Genomic DNA, 20,321 nt, shown 5'->3' on the forward strand with positions numbered 1-20,321 from the left:
CCGGATCACCTGACAGAGGACCTGTGACATGCCCTGGAACCGCACGTCGCGCCCCTCGTGGGCCGAGCACCTTCCCCCGTCCTCGCGCGGTCCTGCCGCGCGCCGCGCCGCGGTCGCGGTGCTCACCGCCGGAGCGCTGGTCGGGGTGACCGCGTTCTCGCTGAGCCCGCTACCCGCCCAGCTCGGCCTGACCGCGGTCGGCTGCAACGAGGGCAAGGCCGTGCGCCAGCTCGCCGCCGCCCGCGAGACCCGCACCCAGACCCGGGCGTTACTGGCCGATCTCGCCGTCAGCGACGACACCAGGGCTCAGGGGCTGGCCCGCGAGATCGCCGGGCTCGGTTTCACCCCCGCGACCCAGCCGCCCGGGTGGCGGCAGAAGGCCGTGGACGTCTCCGACCAGCTCAACACCCTCGACGCCGCCGATCCGCACCTGCAGCAGGTCGCGGCGAAGCTGGCCCGCGCCGGGTTCGGTCCGACCCCTGCCGACCTGCTGCCCAAGGACCCGCCGCCGCCCGCGCCGGGTCCGGTCGCCGAGCTGGGCGAGTCTCTCGGCAACGCCGCGGACAGCGCCGTCGGTGCGGTCACCTCCGCCGGTGAGGCGGTCACCGAGATCGGGAAACCCAAGCCCACGCCCAGCAGCGCCGGGTCCGCCGGACGACCTGCCGCCTCGAACCCCAAGCGGCAGGCCGAGCCCGCGCTGCCCCAGACCTGCATCGACCACGCCGGGGCCACCGCAGCGCCTGCCGCCCCAGCCCCAGCACCGGCCGCGCCGGCGCCGAAGCCCGCTGCGGCAGCACCCGCCGCCCCAGCCCCAGCTGCGGCACCGGCGGCGCCCGCAGCGACACCGGACCCCGAGCCGGGCGCGGACTCGCCCTCGGATGCGACACCGGACAGCGACGACACCAGCAGCCCGAGCACCGGCGAGACCGGCTCGGACAGCCCCGCCGACGACGGCGACGCCGCCGAGCAGCCCGACACCGGCGCGCCGAGCACCGCCGACGAGACCGACACCGACTCCTCGGAACCCAGCTCTCCCGGGCCGGACACCTCCGGCTCCGCCGACTCCGGTAACTCGGACTCCGGACCGTCGGACAACGACACCAGCACCGACGACCCGGACGACACCGCGACCGACAGCAGCACAGGCCCCGGTGCCGATTCCGGGTCCGGCTCGGACAGCTCGACGACCACGGACACCTCGCCGGGCAGCTCGGACAGTTCGTCGGGTCCGGGCGAGTCCTCTGGCTCGTCCGGAGGTGCTTCGGGCCAGGACCTGGAGAAGGCGCGGATCGCGTTGCAGCTGGTCGGTGAGCTGATGCAGGCTCTGGGTGCCAGCTCGGACGCCGATGCCGGTCAGGTCCGCGACTCCGTGCTCGGGGTGCTGGACCGTGAGCAGCTGGAGAAGCTCGGGGCCGACCCCGCGGACCTGGCCAAGCTCGATCAGCTCGACGACCTCGGTTCCGGGGACTCCCTCACCTCATCAGGCTCCGGGTCGAGCGACACCGGCACGGACAGCACCGGTTCCGACAGCACCGGCCCCGCCGATTCCGACGGCGCCGGTTCGGGATCCTCGGATACCGACTCGTCGACGAGCTCGGGCTCGGGTGACACGCCGACGATGTCGTCGTCGGGCGGTGGTGAGTCGTCGTCGACGACCGAGCAGGCCAGTGCCGGTGGCGCAGGTGATGCGTGGGAGGCCGGGGCGGAGAAGCTGGCCGAGCAGGTGCGCGACGCCGCCGACGCCGACCCGTTGGCCGAGCAGCTCGCCGAGAAGCTCGACGCCGCAGGCATCGGCTCCAGCACCGACAGCGGCTCCGACTCCAGCACTGGCTCCGGCACTGGCACTGGGTCGGAGGCCGGCTCGGGCGCGACGCAGCCCGATGAGCAGGCGACGGACGGCACGGGGCAGGGCGAGACCGGCAGCTCCGAGCAGCCCTCCACCGGGAACGGCGACGCCGACACCGGCGGAGGGGCCGGGTCGGGCACCGGTTCCGGCAGCGACGCGGCGGGCGGCGACGACGTGCAGAGCCCGCAGGCCGGGGACCCGATCTCGCGGCCCGGCGCGGACCAGAACGGGCAGGGCCAGAGCGGGGCGGGGCAGGCCGACCAGCCCAGTGACCAGCAGGACGACAGTGCCGGAGAGGCCGGGCAGACCGGCTCCGACGAGCAGGGAAGCTCCGACGGGCAGAGCGACCCGGATACGCAGGGCGGCTCGGCCGAGGACGGGGAGCAGCCCCGGGACCCGGAGGGATCCGAACCCGCACCGGCGGCCGGCGGCAGCGCGCAGGCCGCGACCTGGGACCGGCTCGCCCAGTGCGAGTCCGGCGGGGACTGGGCGATCGACACCGGCAACGGCTACTCCGGTGGGCTGCAGTTCGACCAGGCCACCTGGGCGGCCTACGGCGGCACCGGCTCGGCGCACGAGGCCAGCCGCGAGGAGCAGATCGCGGTCGCGGAGAAGGTCCGCGCCGACCGCGTCGGCTACTCGGCATGGCCGGCGTGCTCGAAGAAGCTGGGTCTGGCCTGAACGATGACCAACCGCTGCTGGCGCACGACGTCGACGACCACGGTCCTCACCACGGTGATGACCGCGGCGTTGGCGCTGGCGCTGTGGACCTCCGAGGCCCCGCAGGGCGCTCGGGTGGTGGGACTCGGGTCGGCCGCACCGTGGGGGTCGGCCGACCCGAGGACCCCAATCACATCCCTGGCGCCGGCGCCGCCGGTGCAGGGCCAGGCCGGGCCGGTCGTCGGCGGGCTGTCGGCGACCTCGGTCGGGGTACTGGTCGTCGACGGTGGCCGCCACCAGTGCTCGGCGGCGGTGGTCGCCTCGCGGTCGCGGCGGGTGCTGGCCACCGCGGCGCACTGCGTGTGGCTCGACGGCGGCTGGCGGGTCGACGGGGCGTTCTTCATCCCCGGCTACGCCGCGGGTGAGGAACCGCTGGGCCGGTGGACGGTCGACACCGCCTACGTGCCACCGGCCTGGCAGCAGATCGACTCCCCCATCAACGACGTCGCCGCCGACACCGACTTCGCGTTCGTGACGCTGCTGCCCCGCGACGGGGTCCTGCCCGAGCAGGTCCTCGGCGCGCAGGGCATCCGCTTCTCCACCCCCGACCGGCTCCCGGTCGCCGCGCTGGGCTACCCGGCCACCGGCGTCTACGACGGGCAGTCGTTGCGTGGCTGCGACGGCCCCGCCGCGGTCGAGACCTTCACCCGGCCGGACCGCGACGGCGGGCAGGTGCTGGCGATGACCTGCGACATGACCGAGGGCGCCTCGGGCGGGCCGTGGCTAGCCGGCCCGGACGCCGCGGCCGGGCGCGGGCAGGTCGTCGGGGTCGTGTCCGGCGGCGATGCCACCCAGCTGGTCTCCCCCCGATTCGGCGCCGCGGCCCGCGAGGTCTACGAGGCCGCCGACTCCGCCGCCCTGATCCCCGACCAGCCCACCACCCCCGACCCCGCGCTCGCCCGGACCGCCCCTCGAGGAGGGACCAGCTGATGACCTCACCCCGGAACGCGGCCGACCCGCACCACCACTGGGCAAGGCCGGGGGCATCGCCGCCGCGCAGCCCGTACGAGCTCAACCAGCGCCTCGGCGCCGCCGCGCGCACCCACGCGCCGGGCGGGCTGGGCGTGGTCGACACCGAGACCATCGTCGACACCACCTCCGCCGCAGCCGCCGCCGACCAGGGCCACGGTCCAGACCCGATCGAGGCCGCCGAGCAGCTCGGCGCGGCCACCGACGCCGCCCAGGACCGCACCCGCACGGCATTCCCCGAGTCCCGCCCGGTGTCCTGGGCGGCGTTCGGGCCGCTGATCCCCGTGCTCGCCGGGTCCGCGGGCGCCGGCGCCTCGTGTGTCGCGGCCGCGATCGTGGACGCGCTACAGCAGGACCAGCGATGCGCGCTGCTCATCGACGCCGACGACCCCGCACGCTCCGGGCTCGCCGGAGCCTCCTCGGTGGACGGCCCCTGGACCCGGCAGATCAACGACCACCTCACCGTGCGCTACAGCTGGCGCGCCGACGCGCTGCTGGCCCGGCTGGAGACCCGCGACCCCGCAGCGCTGCCGACCATCACCCCCGGGATGGTGCCCCCACCCCCGGACTGGCTGCCCGACCCCGCACCCGACCCGCTGCACGCCACCGTCGTCGACCTCGGTCACGGCGGCTGGCGGGCCGCCGCGACCCCGATCTACGGCGCCGGGGGCTGGCTACGCCGCGGCCTTCCCTCCCAGCGCCCGATCCTGGTGGTCCGCGCGACCCGCCCGTCGCTGCGCCAGGCCGAGCAGCTGCTCGCCCGCCTGGACCCCTGGGTGCAGCGCGGCCTGGCCACCCCGATCTACCAGCTCGTGGTCAACGGCGCCCGCAAGTGGCCGACGGGAGTGGCCGGCGCCGCCGGGCCCCGGGTCGCGGCCCTGCTGGACGAGGCCCTGTTCGTGCCGCACATCCCGGCCTGGGAGCTCGGCGGGGTCACCGACGAACCCAGCCCCCCGAAGGCGGTGGAGGCGCTGCGCCCGCTGCTCGCCTCCTGGCGGCTCATCCCCTCGCCGAGGCGCCGCTGACCAGCCGACCGGTCCGCCCCGCTGCGTCCGGCACCCCCACACCGGCACCAGCCCACACCTTCACCCCGGCACCACTACGTCCAGCCACCACATCGTCCACCCCACCCCTCCTGCGGAGCGCGCCATGTCTGTCATCAACGTGATCAACGAATCGCTGACCCAGATCCATCTGTTGCCGACACAGGACCTCCCCAAGCCGAGCCCGATCGAGCCCCCCGGCGCCGGGGCCATCCGCGACATCGTCGGCTACATCCAGTGGATCGCCGGGGTCTGCATCGTCGGGCTGTTCTTCGGCGGGATCGTCGCCTCGACCGCGGGCCGGCTCTGGGACCACCACGGGTCCGGACGTCTCGGGGCCCGCCTGATCGTCGGTGCTCTCGCCCTGGCCGTGCTGTACGGGATCGGCTACGGCGTGGTCAACCAGTTCGCGAAGACAAGCGCCTGATGGCCCGCCTGATGAACCCTGACGGCCGGCAGATGTACTCGCGGCCCGGGCGCCCGGGTCCGGGCGAGCGAGGGCGCGCGATGCTCATCCTCGGTGGGGTCGGTGTACTCCTGCTCGGACTGATCATCGCGGTGATCATGTCTCTGACCGGCATGTTCGCCGGATCCGAGGCCACCGGCACCCAGCCGTCTGCGGACCCGATGCTGTCCTCCCCGGGGCTCGGTCCGTCCGCTGGGAGCGGCCCGCAGGCCGAAGCGGCACTGGCACAGGCACCGATGCTGCAGCTACCGGTCAGCGCCGTGTCACCGCGAACGCTGAGCACCCGCAGCGCGGGACCACCGATCGCGCTTCCGCAGCCCGAGCAGGTCACCGGCGCTCTCGTGCCGACCGGGTTCCCTGCCACCGAGGCGGGCGCGCTGGCCCAGCTCGTGGAGCTGATGAAGGTCGGGATGGCCGATGCCGATCCCCAGACCTGGGCGCGTGCCTACGACTCGCTGGCCGAGCCCGGCGCGCTACCGGCCGCGCAGACCCGGACCAGCCAGGACCTCGTCGACCTGCGCCGCGGCTCCAACATGCACCCGACCGGCCCGCTGCGGTCCGGGATGCGCATCTCGTGGGCGCCGACCAGCGTGATGGTCAAGGGCACCACCGACGACCGCAGCTACACCGTGGCCTGCGCGCTCGGCGAGCTCGTCGCCGACAACGACGGCCGTGTCGTGAGCTTCGGGTGGGGCATCTGCCTGCCGATGCGCCGGGTCGGTGACCAGTGGCGCATCGCCTCGGGCCCGACCGCGGCCACCGCGCCCTCGGCCTGGCCGGGCAGCGAGGAGGCGGTCTCGGCCGGCTGGCGGGACATCACACGATGACCGCGCTCCTGCTGCCGCTCCAACCGGCACCACCGCCCGATGGCGGGGGTGGGCCGTCCGGCCCGAGCCTGGGCGACTACATCTCCAACCCCATCGGGTCGGCGGCGCAGTCCGCGTTCGACACCGCCATGCAGAACGTCTGGAACGCCGGGATCTGGCTGCTCAAGGCCGGGTTCACCCTGGCCGACCAGGTGTCCACGGTCGAGCTGGACAGCGTCACCGGCCAGAGCCAGGGGGCGTCGTCGCTGTGGTCGTCGCTGATGGGCGTGGCCGGGATGATCGCGCTGGGGCTGTTCTTCTTCCAGCTGATCTCGGTCGCGCTGCGCGGCGGGCGGGGCATGTTCCGGGCGTTCACCGGGCCGCTGCAGTTCGGTCTGGCGATCGCGCTGACCACCGGCGTCGTCGTGGCCCTGCTGCAGACCTCCGACGGGCTGACCGAGTTCTTCCTGTCCCGCCTCGACGGCGCCACCTCCTTCGACCAGGCGCTGGCCAACGACACCGTCGCCGCCCGGATCGGGGAGAACCCCGACCTGGGCGAGGTCGAGGACAGTGCCCGCTCGATGATCCTCGGGCTCGCCGCACTGTTCGGGATCATCCCGGCCGGGATCGGCTTCGCCCTGCAGATGATCTTCCGGCAGGCCGCGATCCTGGTGCTGGTCGCCACCATCCCGATGCTGGCGGCGATGCTCGTCGCCGACTCCACCGCGCCGTCGTTCTGGCGCGGCGTGCGCTGGTTGCTCGCCGCGATCCTCATGAAGCCCGCGCTCGCGCTGGTGCTGCTGATCGGTGTGTCGGTGATGGCTCGGGCCGAGGGCGTCGCCGGGCTCCTGGCCGGGACCGCGGTGCTGCTGGTCAGCCTGTTCTGCCCGATGGTGCTCTTCCGGTTGCTGGCCTTCGTCGACCCCGGCACCGGCGCGGGGATGGCGCTGCGCTCCGGCGGCGGGTCCCGCGGCTCGTCCGCTCCGGGTGCGGACGGCGGCACGAGTGAGTCGATCAACGTTGCCCGCATGGCCCGCTCGGGCAGCGGTGGTGGGGGCGGTCCCTCGGCCGGGGGCGGGGGCGAGTTGGGCGGCTCCACCGCGGCCTCCCCGACCGCCGGGCCGACCGCCGGGTCCACCGCGGCCGCCGGACGCGCCGGCGGCGCCGGTGCGAGCGCTGCCGGTGGCGGCGCGGGTGGCGGCGCGGCGGCGGGCGGTGCTGCTGCCGGGCTGGGCGCGGTCGGTGGTGTCGCGGCCGCGGCGGTCGTCGGCGGCTATATGGCCACCAAGGCCGCCGGGCAGGCCGCCGGGGGCTACGCCTCCTCCCAGATGGCGCAGACCGGCGTCGGGCACCCCGGCCCCGCGCCCGCCGCCGGTGGTGGAGACGTCAGCTCGGCGGCCGGCGGCGCCTACGCCGGGGCGACAGCCACCTCGGGCTGGTCCGGCCAGCCCGCGGGCGGCGACACCGGGCCGATCGAGCCCAGTGGCGCCCCGGCAGGTGGCTCGGAGCCTGAGCCCGCCCCGCTCAGCGTCGACACCGGGGCACCCGAAGCGGGGCGCCCCGACTTGGGCCCCTCGACCCCGCCCCGCCCTCATGAGGCCCCTCCGGTGAACACCGGCGCGGACGGGCCCTCCACGACGCCGGAACCGACTGACACCAGCACGACCGCATGGGCTCCCGCGCCACCCCGCCCCGCCCCTGACCGTGCTGCCCCCGATCGAGAGGACCGCGACCGATGAGCACCGCCACCGGGCCTGTCGGCCCGCGCGTGTACCGCGGGCTGAACCTCAAAGAAGGGATGGGCTGGATCGCCGGGATGACCCCGGTCCAAGCATTCCTGGTCGCCGCCGCGTGCACCCCGGCCCTGATCGCGATGTCGCGCAACCAGTGGTCCACCGCGTTCAGCTGGGGCGTGTTCGCCGCCGTGCTGGTCGTGCTGATCGTCGTCCCCGTCCACGGCCGCCCCGCGTTCCGCTGGCTGGCCGACCTGATCATGTTCCAGACAGGAGTGCTGATGCGCTGGTCACCCTGGCAATCACGCGCCGCGGCCGGGCTGGCCGGTGACCGCAGCGAGCCCGACCTGCCCGGCGTGCTGTCGCGCCTGGAGTTCCCCGACGGCCCGGAGTTCCACGGCTCGCGGATCTGCCTGATCCACGACACCGACCAGGGACGCTGGGGCGCCACCGCTCGCCTGACCCACTCCGGTGTCGGGATGCTGTCCGACGACGAGTGCGCCGAGCTCGCCCGCCGCCTCGGCTCGATGCTCGTCGGACTCGGGCACCGCGAGGTCGTCGACCGCATCTCGCTGCTCGTGCGCACCGTTCCCGACGACGGCACCGAGTACGCGGTCTGGCGCGAGCGCCACCAGCGCGCCGACGCCCCCACGCTGGCCCGGCAGGTGACCACCGAGATCGACCGCGACGTCGCCTCGGTCAGTGTGCGGACCGAGCTGTTCGTGACCGTGTCGGGCACCGAGGACGCGCTGCGCCGCCCGGCCAAGGCCGCCGGCGGCGGTGTCGCGGGCCGCGCGTACGCGCTCTACCGCGTCCTGGAAGCCGTCGCCGACGGTCTGCGCGGGCTCGGGGTGCAGTCGGTGACCTGGCTGACCTCCACCGGGGTCGCCGAGGCCATCAAGACCGGCTTCAACCCCGCTACCGCCGCCTCCCTGCAGTACCAGCACCTCATGCGGCCCGACCCGGACGGCTCGGTGGGGCTACCGATCTCCCAAGCCGGCCCCGCCCTCGCTCCCGCTCCGGCTGCCCGGGCCTATCACCACGACGGGTTCTCGTCGGTCTCCTACGCGGTGCAGCCCCCGGAATCCGGGACGATCTTCGGGTCGCTCGGCCCGCTGCTCGCGGTCCGCACCGCAGGAGAGCGCCGCACCCTGCAGATCCACTACGAGATCCTGTCCCAGGCCGCCGCCGCCCGGGAGGTGCGCTCCCAGCGGTTCCGCAACAACGTCCTGGTCGATGCCAAGGCCCAGCGCGGGTTCAACACCACCGCCGTCGACACCCGCCGCCAGACCGGCGCGCGTGAGCAGGAGGCCGCCGTCGCCGCCGGGCACGCCCTGGTCCGCTTCACCGTGGCCTCCTCGCTCACGGTGCCCGCCGAGTGGAACCTCGAGGACCACGCCGCCCGTCTGGAGAACGACTCCTCGGGCCGGTTCCGGCTGCTGCGCCTGGAGCTGGCCCAGGACTCCGCGTTCGTCGCCGCGGCCCTCCCGGTCGGGATCGGTCTGCCCCGTCTGACCAGGGCGTTCGACTCATGAGCATCTTCGGTAAGCGCCGCCACGTACAGCCGCGCACCACCAGCGAGCTGCTGAGCCAGTTCACCGACCTCGACGGCATCCCCGTCTCCGCACCCGCCGACCCCATCGGTCCGGACGAGGAGCGCACCAACGGCCGGCGAGGCGGCCGGAGTCGGGTCAACCAGGCCACCGCCCCCCGCCAGGGCCACCGTGAGCCGGGCCGCGGATGGGCGGCGGTCGACGCGGCCCGCCGGGCCCCGGTCTACCGGGCCACCACCGCCGAGGTCGGCGGACTGTTCCCGCTGCTGGCCTCCAACGGCGTCCCGGCCATCGGCGCCCGGCTGGGCTACGACACCCAGTCCGGGGGCGCTTTCTACGTCCACCCCACCGAGTGGGTGCTGCGCCAGATGGTCACCAACCCGAACCTGGTGGTGTTCGGTGAACCGGGCCGCGGCAAGTCCTCCACCGTCGTCGCTTTGATGCTGCGGATGATGCTCTTCGGCGTCCGCTCCCTGATCTCCGGTGATGTGAAGGGCGAGTACACCCCGCTGCTGCGCTCGCTCGGGATCACCCCGATCGCGCTCGGCCGCGGTAGCCACCACCGCCTCAACGCCCTGGACCTCGGCCCCATCCGATCGAGGTGGGGCACCTGGAGCACCGAGCGGCAGCGCGAGGAACTCACCGGCATCCTGGCGCGCTGGACAAGGCTGCTGACCGCGCTGGCCGAGGCCCAGGGCTACGACCCGACCGTCACCGACGAGCACGTCCTGTCCACCGTGCTCAACCGGCTCGTCGGCGCCGAGCACGGCGCGGACGAGCTGCGCCCGATCACCATCCCCGACGTCGTCGACCAGCTCGCCCACCCCGACGACGACCTGTGGCAGGCCACCCGCTTCGCCTCCCACCGCCAGTTCCTCGACCACACCCGCCAGATCACCGACGCCCTGTCCAACCTCGTCGTCGGCCCTCTGTCGGGGTTGTTCGACGAGCCGACGAACTTCAACCTCGACTGGGACGCCCCTGTCCAGTCGATGGACCTCTCGCTGCTGCGCAGCAGGGGTGATCAGGCAATCGCGGTCGCTCTGACCTGCCTCGGCTCCTGGTCCTCGATGATCACCGACCTGCAGGACGACGGCGACGTGCGCATCGTCGTGCGCGACGAGGTCTGGCGGCAGATGCGGCTCGGGCTGCGCGCGGTCCAGGCCGTCGACTCCGACCTGCGCCTGTCCCGGGCCGAACGCAAGATCCAGCTCCTGGTGATGCACAAGCCCTCCGACCTGCTCTCCGTCGGCGCCGCCGGCTCCCAGGAGGTCTCCATCGCCAAGGACCTGCTCGCGCTGTGCTCGACCCGGATCCTGCTCGGCCAGTCCACCCGGGTCGGCGACGAGCTCGCCGACGAGCTCGGACTGTCCGAGCGTGAACAGGCCGTGCTCACCGGCTGGGCGATGGAAGGCCAGGGCCGTGCGCTGTGGAAGCTGGAGAACCGCCCCGGCATGAAGATCCAGACGGTCCTCTCCCCCACCGAGCGGGCCATCTTCGACACCAACGCCGGGCTGCGCTCCCGAGACGACCAGCCCCACGCGAAACCGCAGCACCCCACGCTCCAGGAACCCGCGCTCCAGGAACCCGCACCGCCGACCGGGCGCCCAGGCCGCCCACGGCTGGTGCCGGTGAGCGCCTCCACCCCCGACCCCAGCCCCAACGCCGCCGCGCCCGCCACCGTCGAGCACCTGGCCGCGGCCGCCAGGATCTCGACCAACGGCACCGGCCACAACGGCCGTGGCTCCGGCGGCGCACCGCCGCGACGGTGACCTGACGGTGAACCAGAAGAAGAGCACCATCGCCCTGGCGGTCGGCGCGGTCATCCTCGTCTTCGCCGGCGCCGTGCTGACGATGGGCGTGGCCATGCTGACCATCGTCGCCGGGGGCGCGCTCCCCGGCGGGGGCTGCGGCGGCGATGGCGGCCTCGGCGGCGGGTCGCAGACGATCGGCGGCACCGACTGGAACGCCGAGCAGACCGACAACGCCGCCACGATCGTCAACATCGTGGCTCAGCGGGGCCTGCCCAAGCGGGCCGCGGTGATCGCGATCTCCACCGTGATCGTCGAATCGAGACTGGTCAACGTCGGCCACGGCGACCGCGACTCCCTGGGCCTCTACCAGCAGCGGCCCTCGCAGGGCTGGGGCTCACCGGAGCAGGTCCTCAACCCCGACTACGCGACCCGGATCTTCCTGGACCGCCTCATCGCCCTGCCCGGCTGGGCGACCATGCCGCCGGGCACCGCCGCGCAGGCGGTGCAGCGCTCGGCGTTCCCCGACCGCTACGCCCCCCAGGAAGCACCGGCCGCAGCCCTGGCCGACCGGTTCTGGGTCGGCCCGGACAACCCCGCCCCCGCCGCACCCGGTGCCGCACCGGACGTGCAGCTGGCCTCGACCGCGTTCGCCTGCCCCGACCAGGGCGGCGCCGGGGTCCCGCTGGCCCCGTCGAACATCGACCCGACCAAGCTCCCGCCCGGGTTCGTCCCGCCCACCGACCCCGCACAGCGCACCGCGGTCACCTACGCCCTGGCCCAGCTCGGCAAGCCCTACATCTGGGGTGCGAAGGGACCCAACGGCTTCGACTGCTCCGGGCTGATGCTCGCCGCCTGGGCCGCCGCCGGCGTCCCGATCCCCGCCGGGACGGTCAACCAGAAGAACGCCGGCACCCCCGCCGGCCCCGCGACCATCGCCCCCGGGGACCTGGTGTTCATCCCCGGCTCGCTCGGCTCCCCTACCAACCCCCGCCACGTCGGCATGTACGTCGGCAACGGCCTGGTCGTCAACGCCTACGACTCCAGCACGGGGGTCATCCTGCAGCCGCTCTCGGACTGGGCCGACAAGATCACCCACGTCCGCCACATCGCCGGCCCCGCCGGTGCACCGGCCGCGGCGCCCGTCCCCGCTGCCCGCGCTGACACAGCCCTCGCCGAGGCCGCGGGCTCATGACCGCTGTCTCTCACCTGACATCACCAGCAGCCGCTCCCCGGGAGGACCCGTGCTGATCAACCGACGGAAGTTCCTACGTAGCTCAGGGCAGGTCGGGCTCGGTGTCGCCGTGTCCGGCCCCGTCCACGGTCTGCTGAGCCGCGCCACGACCGCGGCACAGCCGGGTGCTGCAGCCGGGTACGGGCCGCTCGTCGACGACCCAGAGGGCATGCTCGCCCTGCCCGAGGGGTTCTCCTACCGAGTGGTCACCCAAGCCGGGAAGACCCGCCTCTACTCCGAGCACGCCTCCCCCGGGATCCACGACGGTGCCGCCGCATTCCCCGCTCCGGACGGAAACGTGCTCGTGGTGCTCAACCACGAGGTCCGCGGCGGCCCCGACGACGGCGGCGCCGTCCCGCACCTGCGCGGCTACACCTGGCGCGAGGACGCCGGCGGCGGCTGCACCGTCGTCAAGACCACCCCCGACGGAAAGCTCATCTGGGAGACCGTCGCACTCGCCGGGACCTCCACCAACTGCGCCGGTGGCGTCACCCCCTGGGGTACCTGGCTGACCTGCGAGGAGACCGACAAGGACGGTCATGGCTACGTCTTCGAGGTCGACCCGGTCGACCTGCAGGCCAACCGAGACCCGCAGCCGATCAAAGCCCTCGGCCGGTTCGTCCACGAGGCCTGCTGCGTCGACCCCGACACCCTCACCATCTACCTGACCGAGGACACCTCCAACCCCTACGGCACCGTCTACCGCTGGACCCCACCCACCGGGTTCCGCGGCCGCAGCGGCGCGCTCAAGGCCCTCGACGCGGACGCCGGGGAGCTCGCCGCGATGGCGGCTGCCGACCGGTCCGGCAAGGTCGTCGCCGACCTCGACCAGGCCGACACCGTCGGCACCTCCTACACCGTCACGTGGGTGCCGGTCACCGATCGCGACGCAGCGCGGGGTCCGGTTCGCTCGCTCGACGGGATCACCCGGGCGAAGAAGCTAGAGGGCGCCTGGTGGGCCGACCACGACGGCGCCCCCGGCGCCTACCTGGTCTCCAGCTTCTCCGACTCCCACCGCGGCCAGATCTGGCACTACGACCCCAAGGCCTCCAGCTTGACCCTGACCACGGTGTTCGCCGTGGAGGCCGACGGCGAGACCGTCGAGGCACCCGACAACATCGTCGCCGCCCCGTTCGGCGGGCTGATCGTGTCCACCGACGGCGACGGCGACAACCACCTCGCCGGCGTCACCGACGACGGGACCGCCTACCCCATCGCCCGCAGCCAGATGGGCTCGGAGTTCACCGGCCCCACCTTCTCCCCCGACGGGACGGTGCTGTTCGCCGGGATCCAGCAGCCCGGCACCCTGTTCGCCATCACCGGCCCCTGGCAGACGGGCGCCGAAGCCGGGCAGAGTGCCTCGGCGGAGAAGGGCACGCCGCGGGGCGCTCAATCGCAGGGCTCCAAAGCCGGCACCGAATGGGGTTCCACGAGCCGCGATCAGGGCGCGGCCCGCCGTTCTGAACGGGACGCGTCGTGAGGACCCGGTCCGGAGCTCCTCGTCCCTGGGTTCAGGACGTTGCCCTCCCCGTGACGGCTGTGGGGTTCGCGCTGGCTGTCGCCGTCATTGTCGAGCTGGCGGCCGTGGTCACCGGGCTCCTTCTCGGCGCGGCGTTCCCGATGTGGGTTGGGTTCTCCGATGTCGCAGACATCGTCCGGGGCTCTCTCGGTGCTCCGTTGTCTGCCGATGGCACTGCTGGGCGTCTTATCCGGCATTGGACGCTGTTCCTTGTTTGCGCCGCGGTGGCGGCCGTGGTGCTGGTCGCCGTGACCGCCTTCGCCGTCCGGTGGGGTGGTCGACGCTTCGCCCCGGCACCGGGCGGCCACGCAAGCGTCGACGAGATCAACGCGGAGCTGTCCGCCACGGCGCTCCGACGGAGCGCGGAACGGACCCGGCCGTCGTTGAGCCCAGGCGAAGTACGGAGCGTCCCGCCGACCGAGCTGGGCTTCCCTTTCTACCGGTACCGCAACAAGCAGCTATACGGATCTTTCGTCAACCTCACGGGCACTCTGGCCCCGACCCAGTCGGGGAAGTCTCGGAAAGACCTGGTGCACAAGGTCCTCGACGCTCCCGGGGCACTGCTGTGCTCGACCACCAAGCTGGACTTGGTGGAGTTCGCCGCGCTGGCCCGCTCTCGTCGCCCCGTGGCCGGTCCTGTCATCGTTCACGACAGCACGGGCCGGCTGCGGTGGCCCGCTCCACTGCGTTGGGCCCTCATCGGTGGGTGCGAAGACCAACAGGAAGCCAATCGACGCGCTTACACCCTGGTCGAAGCCTCAGCGCTGCGAGTGGAGGCCGGCGGCGGTGGTGGTGCTGGCAACGATCGGGTGTTCCGGGAGCGCGCCGTCGTAGTGCTCACCGCCTACCTCGTTGCTGCTGCGGTTTCCGGTTCGTCGGTGGACACCATCCGTGCTTGGGCCACCGAGCCTCCTGAGGCTGACTCAGCCGCGCCGGCAGCGGCGGGTAGGCCAGGGGTCCGGCCTCCTACGGCGGCACCGAGGCGGAGGCTCCCCGCGGATCCGGCACCGGTCACGATTCTCCGCAACGCAGGCCGCGGGGAACTCGCCGCCAACCTGGCTGCGGAGATGGCGCTCGACCCCCGGACCGCGTCGGCGGTGTGGATGTCGGTGCGCCGCGTCGTCGGGGCTTGGACCGATCCCCGGGTCCGGGAGCTGATCAGCCCTGCCCACGGGCACGGTCTGGACGTTCGTCGTTTCATCGCACAGGGCGGGTCGCTCTTCCTGATCGCTGACCAGCAGCAGGCGGCCGAGGCAGTTCCGGTCTTGACAGCTCTGGCGGAGCACTGGCTGCGGACGGCTCAGGAGATGGCTATGGACTTCCCTGCCCGTCGTGTCGACCCGCCCGTGACGGTGGTGTTTGACGAGCTCGCCAACGGCACACCTGTCCCCCGCCTCGCTGAGGTGATCTCCGACGCCGCAGGTCGAGGCGTGATCATCCACTGGTCGGCGCAGTCACTTGCTCAGCTGGAACGTTTGTTCGGCCCGGTGGGCTCTCGGGAGGTTCTGGACAACACCGTCAGTCTGAGTGTGTGGGGCGGAATCAAGGACGATCGCACGCTGCACGCGCTGTCCGACCTCTGCGGCACACACGAGACGTATCGGCGCCAGAGTCACACCGATGGTCTGTTCAGTAGTACGCGCCACTCGCTCAGTAGCGAGACCACCCCGGTCCTTCGTCCCGGCGACATTCGCAAGCTTCCACCGGGTCGCGTGCTGGTGATCCACCGCGGCATGCCGGTGTTCGTCGCCGACGCCGTCGACGTCACGGATCGATCCGACTATTCGGATATCGCCACCGACACAGCCATCCTGCGGGACAGGTCCAGCATCCCGATCGATGCTCGCGGCTACCAGTCGATTCACCCCGCATAGGCGCGCTCGACTGGTATCGGGGGCTGACAGGGTGGAGTGCGGCTCGATCACCCTGACAAGATCAATCGTACATATGTTCGTCGAATGTATGTTCGACACTTTACAGCGGCGCGCGGAGGGCGGCCCACCTGCACAAGGGCGCGGGCAGGGTCTGCCACGATGGAGGGGATCCGAAGTACCACCTGCCAGGTGGGAAGCAGACGGAGGGATTACTCCATGGCTCGCGTACATGTGGTTGCAAATCAGAAGGGCGGCGTCGGGAAGACGACCGTCACGGTCAACTTGGCCGCGGTCGTCGCGGACACCCTGGGCGGGACCGCAGAGTCGTCGCCGGTTCTGGGTGTTTCCACTGACCCACAGGCCTCGATGCTGGAGTGGGCCCAGCGGGTCGGGGACGACCTGCCGTTCGACTTCGAGCAGTGCCACGACAATCCGCAGTTGCTCGGCAAGTTGCGGGAGATCAAGCAGTACTCACACATCTTCGTCGACACCCCGGGGAGCCTGGAAGACGAGTCGATTCTGCAGACCGTCCTGACACAGGCCGATGATGTCATCGTTCCGCTGGAGCCCGAACCAATGTCGTTCTCGCCGGCGACGCGCTCCATTCAGCGGGTCATTGAGCCCGCGGGAGTCCCGTGGCGCGTGCTGCTCAACAACTGGGATCCCCGCGACGGGACGGGCGACCTCGACCAGACCCGCGAGTATGTGGCCGCGAAGAAGTGGCCCGTGTTCAACACGGTCATCCGGCACTACAAACTCCACACACGTGCCTCAGCCGAGGGCGTCACCGTGGTCCAGTACGCCAAGAACCGCGTGGCCCTCGAAGCGCGTCAGGACTTCTTCAAACTCGCCCTGGAGGTCCTCGGCACTGGTGGTGAAGGGCCGCGACACGCGAGCGGTGTAAACGACGTTTACACCCCTGGTGAGGGCTGAGCCGTGGGTAAGCGCGTGAACCTGGCGGAGCTCGCACGGGAAGAGGTGCCCGAGGACTACTCGGCCCGCACGCCAGTCGAAGCATCAGCCGCCCCGGCGCCACCGCCGCCGACCGCCCCCCAACCTGTCGTGGAAGCGGATCCCGGTCCGGCCACGTCGATGCTCCCGGTCGGGGACATCGTGTCCAACCCGCTCAACCAACGCGCTGCCGCGGACGAAGAGGATGCCGAGTTCTACGAGCTCGTCGCGACGATTGGCAATCACGGGGTCTTGCAGCCCATCGTCGTCTGCTCGGCTGCTGCCTTCGTCGATCGGTACCCCGAGCAGCAGGCCGCTGTGGGCAGCGCCCGTTGGGTAGCGCTGATCGGCAATCGCCGGCTTCGCGCCGCTGGGGTGGCTGGGCTGCAACAGATCCCGGCCCTGGTCAACGACGACCGGGTCGCCTCGATGTACGAGGTCATGCTGGTGGAGAACAGCCACCGCAAGGCCCTTGGTCCACTCCATGAGGCAGAGGCGATGAAGCGCCTCCTTGAAGAGGCCAACATCAGCCGGCGGGCTTTGTCGACACGGATCGGACGCACTCCGATGTATGTCAGCCAACGGATGGCTCTGCTCGATCTGATTCCTCCGCTGCGGGATGCACTTGAGACCGGGACGCTCAAGCTCGAGCAGGCCCGCCAGTTCGGCACTCTGCCGATATCGGAGCAGGAAGCCATCGCCGCAGCCGGCCCCCCGTATCGGCGGCGTCCGGCGGGAGGGGCCCCGGGGAACTCCGAGTCGCCGAAGCGCACGCGCCGCAGCATCGCGGTGTCGAGCCCGGCTCGCGCCGCTGCTTCGATCCGGGAAGTGTTCACCGAGACCGAACGGGCCGAACTCGTCCGTCTCCTGCTCGAGTCCACCACCGCGCCTGACACCAGTCCTGCGGAGTGACGGCGTAGGACGAGCCAGATCCTCTGGCTCCGGAGTGCAGCGGCACCTGCACAGGGCCTGGGTGTAAACGACGTTTACACCCAGGCCTTTCGCTGCCCATTCGATCCTCTGATGATCCACCGCCGCGGGTGCCGGCACACACGCGATCGGTTGGTGCCGACAGCTCGCACCAACGTTGTGCACGTCCGCGATAGAGCGACCACGGCCCGGTCAAGCCCCACCAGTGAACCGCCCCGGCATGGCCGGAGACTTGATCGTCCGAGGAGATGGAGCCAGGACACGTCGTCGTTCCCAGGGGCACTACCCACCGAAGTTGCGGGAGCGGGCGGGCGGTGCGAATGCTCGCCGAGATCGCGGGTGACTACGACTCGCCGTGGCGGGCGATGCACGCGGTCGCGGAGAAGTTGGAGGTCGGCTCGGTGGGAACGGTCCGCAAATAGGTCCAAGCCGAGGTCGACACCGTTGACCGGCGGGAAACCACGACCGAGGAGTCCGAGGAGCTCAAGCACCTGCGGCGGGAGAACACCGAACTCAGACGGGCCAACGAGATCCTGAAGACGGCGTCGGCCTTCTCCGCGGCCGCGATCGACCGGCCACAAGGGCGCTGGTGAGGTTCATCGACCAGCACGCCGCCCCACACCACCGCGGGCCGGCGGTGGGGTCGACCTGTGCCCAGCTCGCTGAGGTGGGCGCGGCGATCGTCCCACCGACTTACTTCGCCGCCCGCGCCGACTTGCCAACAGCAGCGCGACCGGGGAGCTGACCGCCCAGATCCGGCGGGTGCACGCCGAGAACTAGGGCGGCTATGGGGAGCGCAAGGTGTGGGCTCAGCTCAACCGCGGGGGAGCCAAAATCGCTCGCTGCACGGTCGAGCGGCTGATGCGCGAAGCCGGGCCAGTCGGAGTGCGCCGCGACCGCCGGATCCGGACCACGATCACCGGGTGCCCGGGCACCCGGGCGGCGGACTGGTCGGGCACCCGTTCGACCGGCCAGCGCCCGACCGGTTGCCGGTCGCTGACTTCACCTACGTCCCCACCCTGGTCCGGAATGGTCTATGTCGCGTTCGTCATCGACGCGTACTCGCGACGGATCCTGGGCTGGCGCGCAGCCACCTCGATGCGCACCGAGCTCGTGCTCGACCCACCGAGCAAGCGGTGTCGATCCGCGCACGGCGCGGCCACGACGACCTGTCCGGGCTGGTCGCCCACTCCGATGCCGGGTCGCAATGCCGGTCCATCGCCTACACCGAACGCCGCGCCACGGCTGGAGCGGCGCCCTCGGTCGGGTCGGTCGGCGACGTCTACGACAACGCCATGGCCGAGTCCACGATCAAGCTGTTCAAGACCGAACTGATCAAGCCATGTCGAAAGGACGACCGCCCCCACATCAGCGCCGACTGCTGATCGAGTCAGTGTCAGCTCCGCAGCCCGAGGCGTGTAAACGGCGTTTACACCATCCCGCACGGTCGCGTCTTCGCCCCGGAGCCGAGAGTCCGTGAGCAGCGACGTCTTCGATGGCGTGCAAGCGTGCAGCGCTGAAGTAGGCCATGGAGTCGCCGCACATCCCACGCTGCTGCTCGAGCCCGGTGTGGCCCGACAACGCGCTCGCACTATCCGCGCGAGATGCTGCAGCCCGACCCTCCCCGCTTCGACAGCGGTGCAGACCTCACGGAGGTCCGGCATCGGTCAGGTGAAGGACATCTGTCCCAGATGACTCTGTACTGCCAGCCCTCCCACAGTTACAACGACTCCCTGCCGTGCTCTTAGCGCGCCGACCGTAGGTCCCCATGCTGCACTTACCCCGCCCGCTGGGGTACAGCTGCACACCCCGCTCAGTTGCAAGTCTCGCTGGATCGTGGCGCAACCGATCGACTTACCATCTGAAACCAGAGTATTTGCGATAGTATATCACTTTTAGTGACAAGCGAGCCTTCCTGGGCGAGAAGTCCATCCAACTGGCTGGTTCAGAACTCTGACCGAAGGTTGCCTTAGGCTGAGGGAGGGCCCCACCTGCACTTGCAGCGACACCGGAACCAACGGCAATGATCGGAGGCCGAAATGATTGGTGGTCGTTTTGGCGACACGCATGTCGCCCCGGTGCCGCTCTTCGATGTCTGTGATCCGCATGCGGCCCCGCCGGCTGACTCGCATGAAGTGCAGTTCCGCATGCCCCTCTCGCTGTCGGCGCTGCTCGACGGCATGGCTACAGCAGGCTTGGACCAGGACGTCGCGGGGTGGGGGACGGCCTACACCCAGCTGGTGCAGGAGCGGCTTCTGCGTCGGGTGCAGGAGGCGTGTGGCTACGCAGCAGATCCAGCGAACCCCGACGTCGGCCTGCCGGCACGTCTAGAGCTGGCCGCGGTGGTGGAGGCTGCGGTCCCGGGGATCGACGCAGCGCGATGGCACTGTCACGTCTACGTCGGGTCGACAGCATGTGTGCTGGCCACGGGGGAGCGGCTCCCCGTCTACGCATCCCAGATCGAGCAGGGGGTCTTCGGCCTCGCACACAGTTTCCACAACGCCGACGTGCGAGAGCTCGCGGAGCGCGAGTTTGGTGTTACGTGGGGCGATCCAGGCCCGACGGCCACGATCGAAGAGATCGTGGATCCGCCATGGCACGAGCATGTTGATCCTTCGGCTGTCCGTGGTGTGTGTCCCGGCCCCTGGGAGGTCCAGGGCGTGCGGGTAATTGCCGACGAGCGCTCGTTGCGTCTTGCTGCCCAGCAGGAGGTGTTCCTCCGCACGGAGCTGGAGCGGCGTGCGAACGAGCCTCAACCGTCGCCGCCGTCGCTGATGGAGCGGTACGCCGAGTTGCTCGGTGATGCAGTTTCGCCGCCGTCGCGCTGACCGAAGACGTCCGCGTGGCAATCGCTGCCACTGGTCCTGCGATCCCCACGGGTGTCTGAGACACGCATGGGACGCCTCCGCGTCGCTGTGCGGGAGAC

15 protein-coding genes and 1 pseudogene are annotated in these 20,321 nt (G+C 71.6%); all 16 read left to right on the forward strand.

Features of this window, described 5'->3' with window-relative positions:
• Nucleotides 1–28 precede the first annotated feature (28 nt).
• On the forward strand, nt 29–2,527 hold the full coding sequence (locus KPF22_RS33775) for a transglycosylase family protein (protein WP_374107547.1): 2,499 nt from the start codon (nt 29–31) through the stop codon (nt 2,525–2,527).
• Between the two features lie 3 nt (nt 2,528–2,530).
• Entirely contained in the window at nt 2,531–3,496 is a 966-nt protein-coding gene (locus KPF22_RS30270; protein ID WP_224404104.1) for a serine protease, read from the forward strand.
• Nucleotides 3,496–4,560: a hypothetical protein gene (locus KPF22_RS30275; protein WP_224404105.1), complete on the forward strand. Its 1,065-nt coding sequence runs from the start codon at nt 3,496–3,498 to the stop codon at nt 4,558–4,560. Before KPF22_RS30270 ends, KPF22_RS30275 begins: the two co-directional genes overlap by 1 nt.
• A 124-nt stretch (nt 4,561–4,684) precedes the next feature.
• Complete coding sequence (locus KPF22_RS30280) at nt 4,685–5,005, forward strand: hypothetical protein (protein ID WP_100877338.1); 321 nt, start codon at nt 4,685–4,687, stop codon at nt 5,003–5,005.
• Nucleotides 5,006–5,085: 80 nt separating this feature from the next.
• Entirely contained in the window at nt 5,086–5,871 is a 786-nt protein-coding gene (locus KPF22_RS30285; RefSeq protein ID WP_224404106.1) for a hypothetical protein, read from the forward strand.
• A complete protein-coding gene (locus tag KPF22_RS30290; protein ID WP_224404107.1) occupies nt 5,868–7,589 on the forward strand; it encodes a hypothetical protein in 1,722 nt (573 codons plus the stop codon). The genes KPF22_RS30285 and KPF22_RS30290 overlap by 4 nt, the downstream gene beginning before the upstream one ends.
• Nucleotides 7,586–9,118 carry an SCO6880 family protein gene (locus KPF22_RS30295; RefSeq protein ID WP_224404108.1) on the forward strand — a complete coding sequence of 511 codons (1,533 nt, stop codon included), beginning with the start codon at nt 7,586–7,588 and terminating at the stop codon, nt 9,116–9,118. The genes KPF22_RS30290 and KPF22_RS30295 overlap by 4 nt, the downstream gene beginning before the upstream one ends.
• Entirely contained in the window at nt 9,115–10,908 is a 1,794-nt protein-coding gene (locus KPF22_RS30300; RefSeq protein ID WP_224404109.1) for an ATP-binding protein, read from the forward strand. The genes KPF22_RS30295 and KPF22_RS30300 overlap by 4 nt, the downstream gene beginning before the upstream one ends.
• Before the next feature lie 7 nt (nt 10,909–10,915).
• Entirely contained in the window at nt 10,916–12,082 is a 1,167-nt protein-coding gene (locus KPF22_RS30305) for a C40 family peptidase (protein ID WP_224404110.1), read from the forward strand.
• Between the two features lie 109 nt (nt 12,083–12,191).
• Nucleotides 12,192–13,601 (forward strand): alkaline phosphatase PhoX, encoded by a 1,410-nt coding sequence (locus tag KPF22_RS30310; RefSeq protein WP_224404111.1) that lies wholly within the window; start codon nt 12,192–12,194, stop codon nt 13,599–13,601.
• A gap of 59 nt (nt 13,602–13,660) precedes the next feature.
• Nucleotides 13,661–15,514: a type IV secretory system conjugative DNA transfer family protein gene (locus tag KPF22_RS30315; RefSeq protein ID WP_224404112.1), complete on the forward strand. Its 1,854-nt coding sequence runs from the start codon at nt 13,661–13,663 to the stop codon at nt 15,512–15,514.
• A gap of 216 nt (nt 15,515–15,730) precedes the next feature.
• The gene (locus KPF22_RS30320) at nt 15,731–16,447 is read left to right on the forward strand and encodes a ParA family protein (RefSeq protein WP_224404113.1); all 717 of its coding nucleotides are present in this window, start codon (nt 15,731–15,733) and stop codon (nt 16,445–16,447) included.
• 15 nt (nt 16,448–16,462) lie between these two features.
• Complete coding sequence (locus KPF22_RS30325; RefSeq protein WP_224404114.1) at nt 16,463–17,377, forward strand: ParB/RepB/Spo0J family partition protein; 915 nt, start codon at nt 16,463–16,465, stop codon at nt 17,375–17,377.
• Nucleotides 17,378–18,193: 816 nt separating this feature from the next.
• Nucleotides 18,194–18,286: pseudogene (locus tag KPF22_RS33780) on the forward strand (IS3 family transposase); the annotation flags it as partial.
• A 245-nt stretch (nt 18,287–18,531) separates the two neighbouring features.
• Entirely contained in the window at nt 18,532–18,780 is a 249-nt protein-coding gene (locus KPF22_RS30340; RefSeq protein WP_224404167.1) for a hypothetical protein, read from the forward strand.
• Between the two features lie 693 nt (nt 18,781–19,473).
• On the forward strand, nt 19,474–20,223 hold the full coding sequence (locus tag KPF22_RS30345; protein WP_224404115.1) for a hypothetical protein: 750 nt from the start codon (nt 19,474–19,476) through the stop codon (nt 20,221–20,223).
• Nucleotides 20,224–20,321: the final 98 nt, after the last annotated feature.

This window comes from Pseudonocardia sp. ICBG1034 (assembly GCF_020131375.1).
In the GTDB taxonomy this organism is placed as follows: Bacteria; Actinomycetota; Actinomycetes; order Mycobacteriales; family Pseudonocardiaceae; genus Pseudonocardia; species Pseudonocardia alni.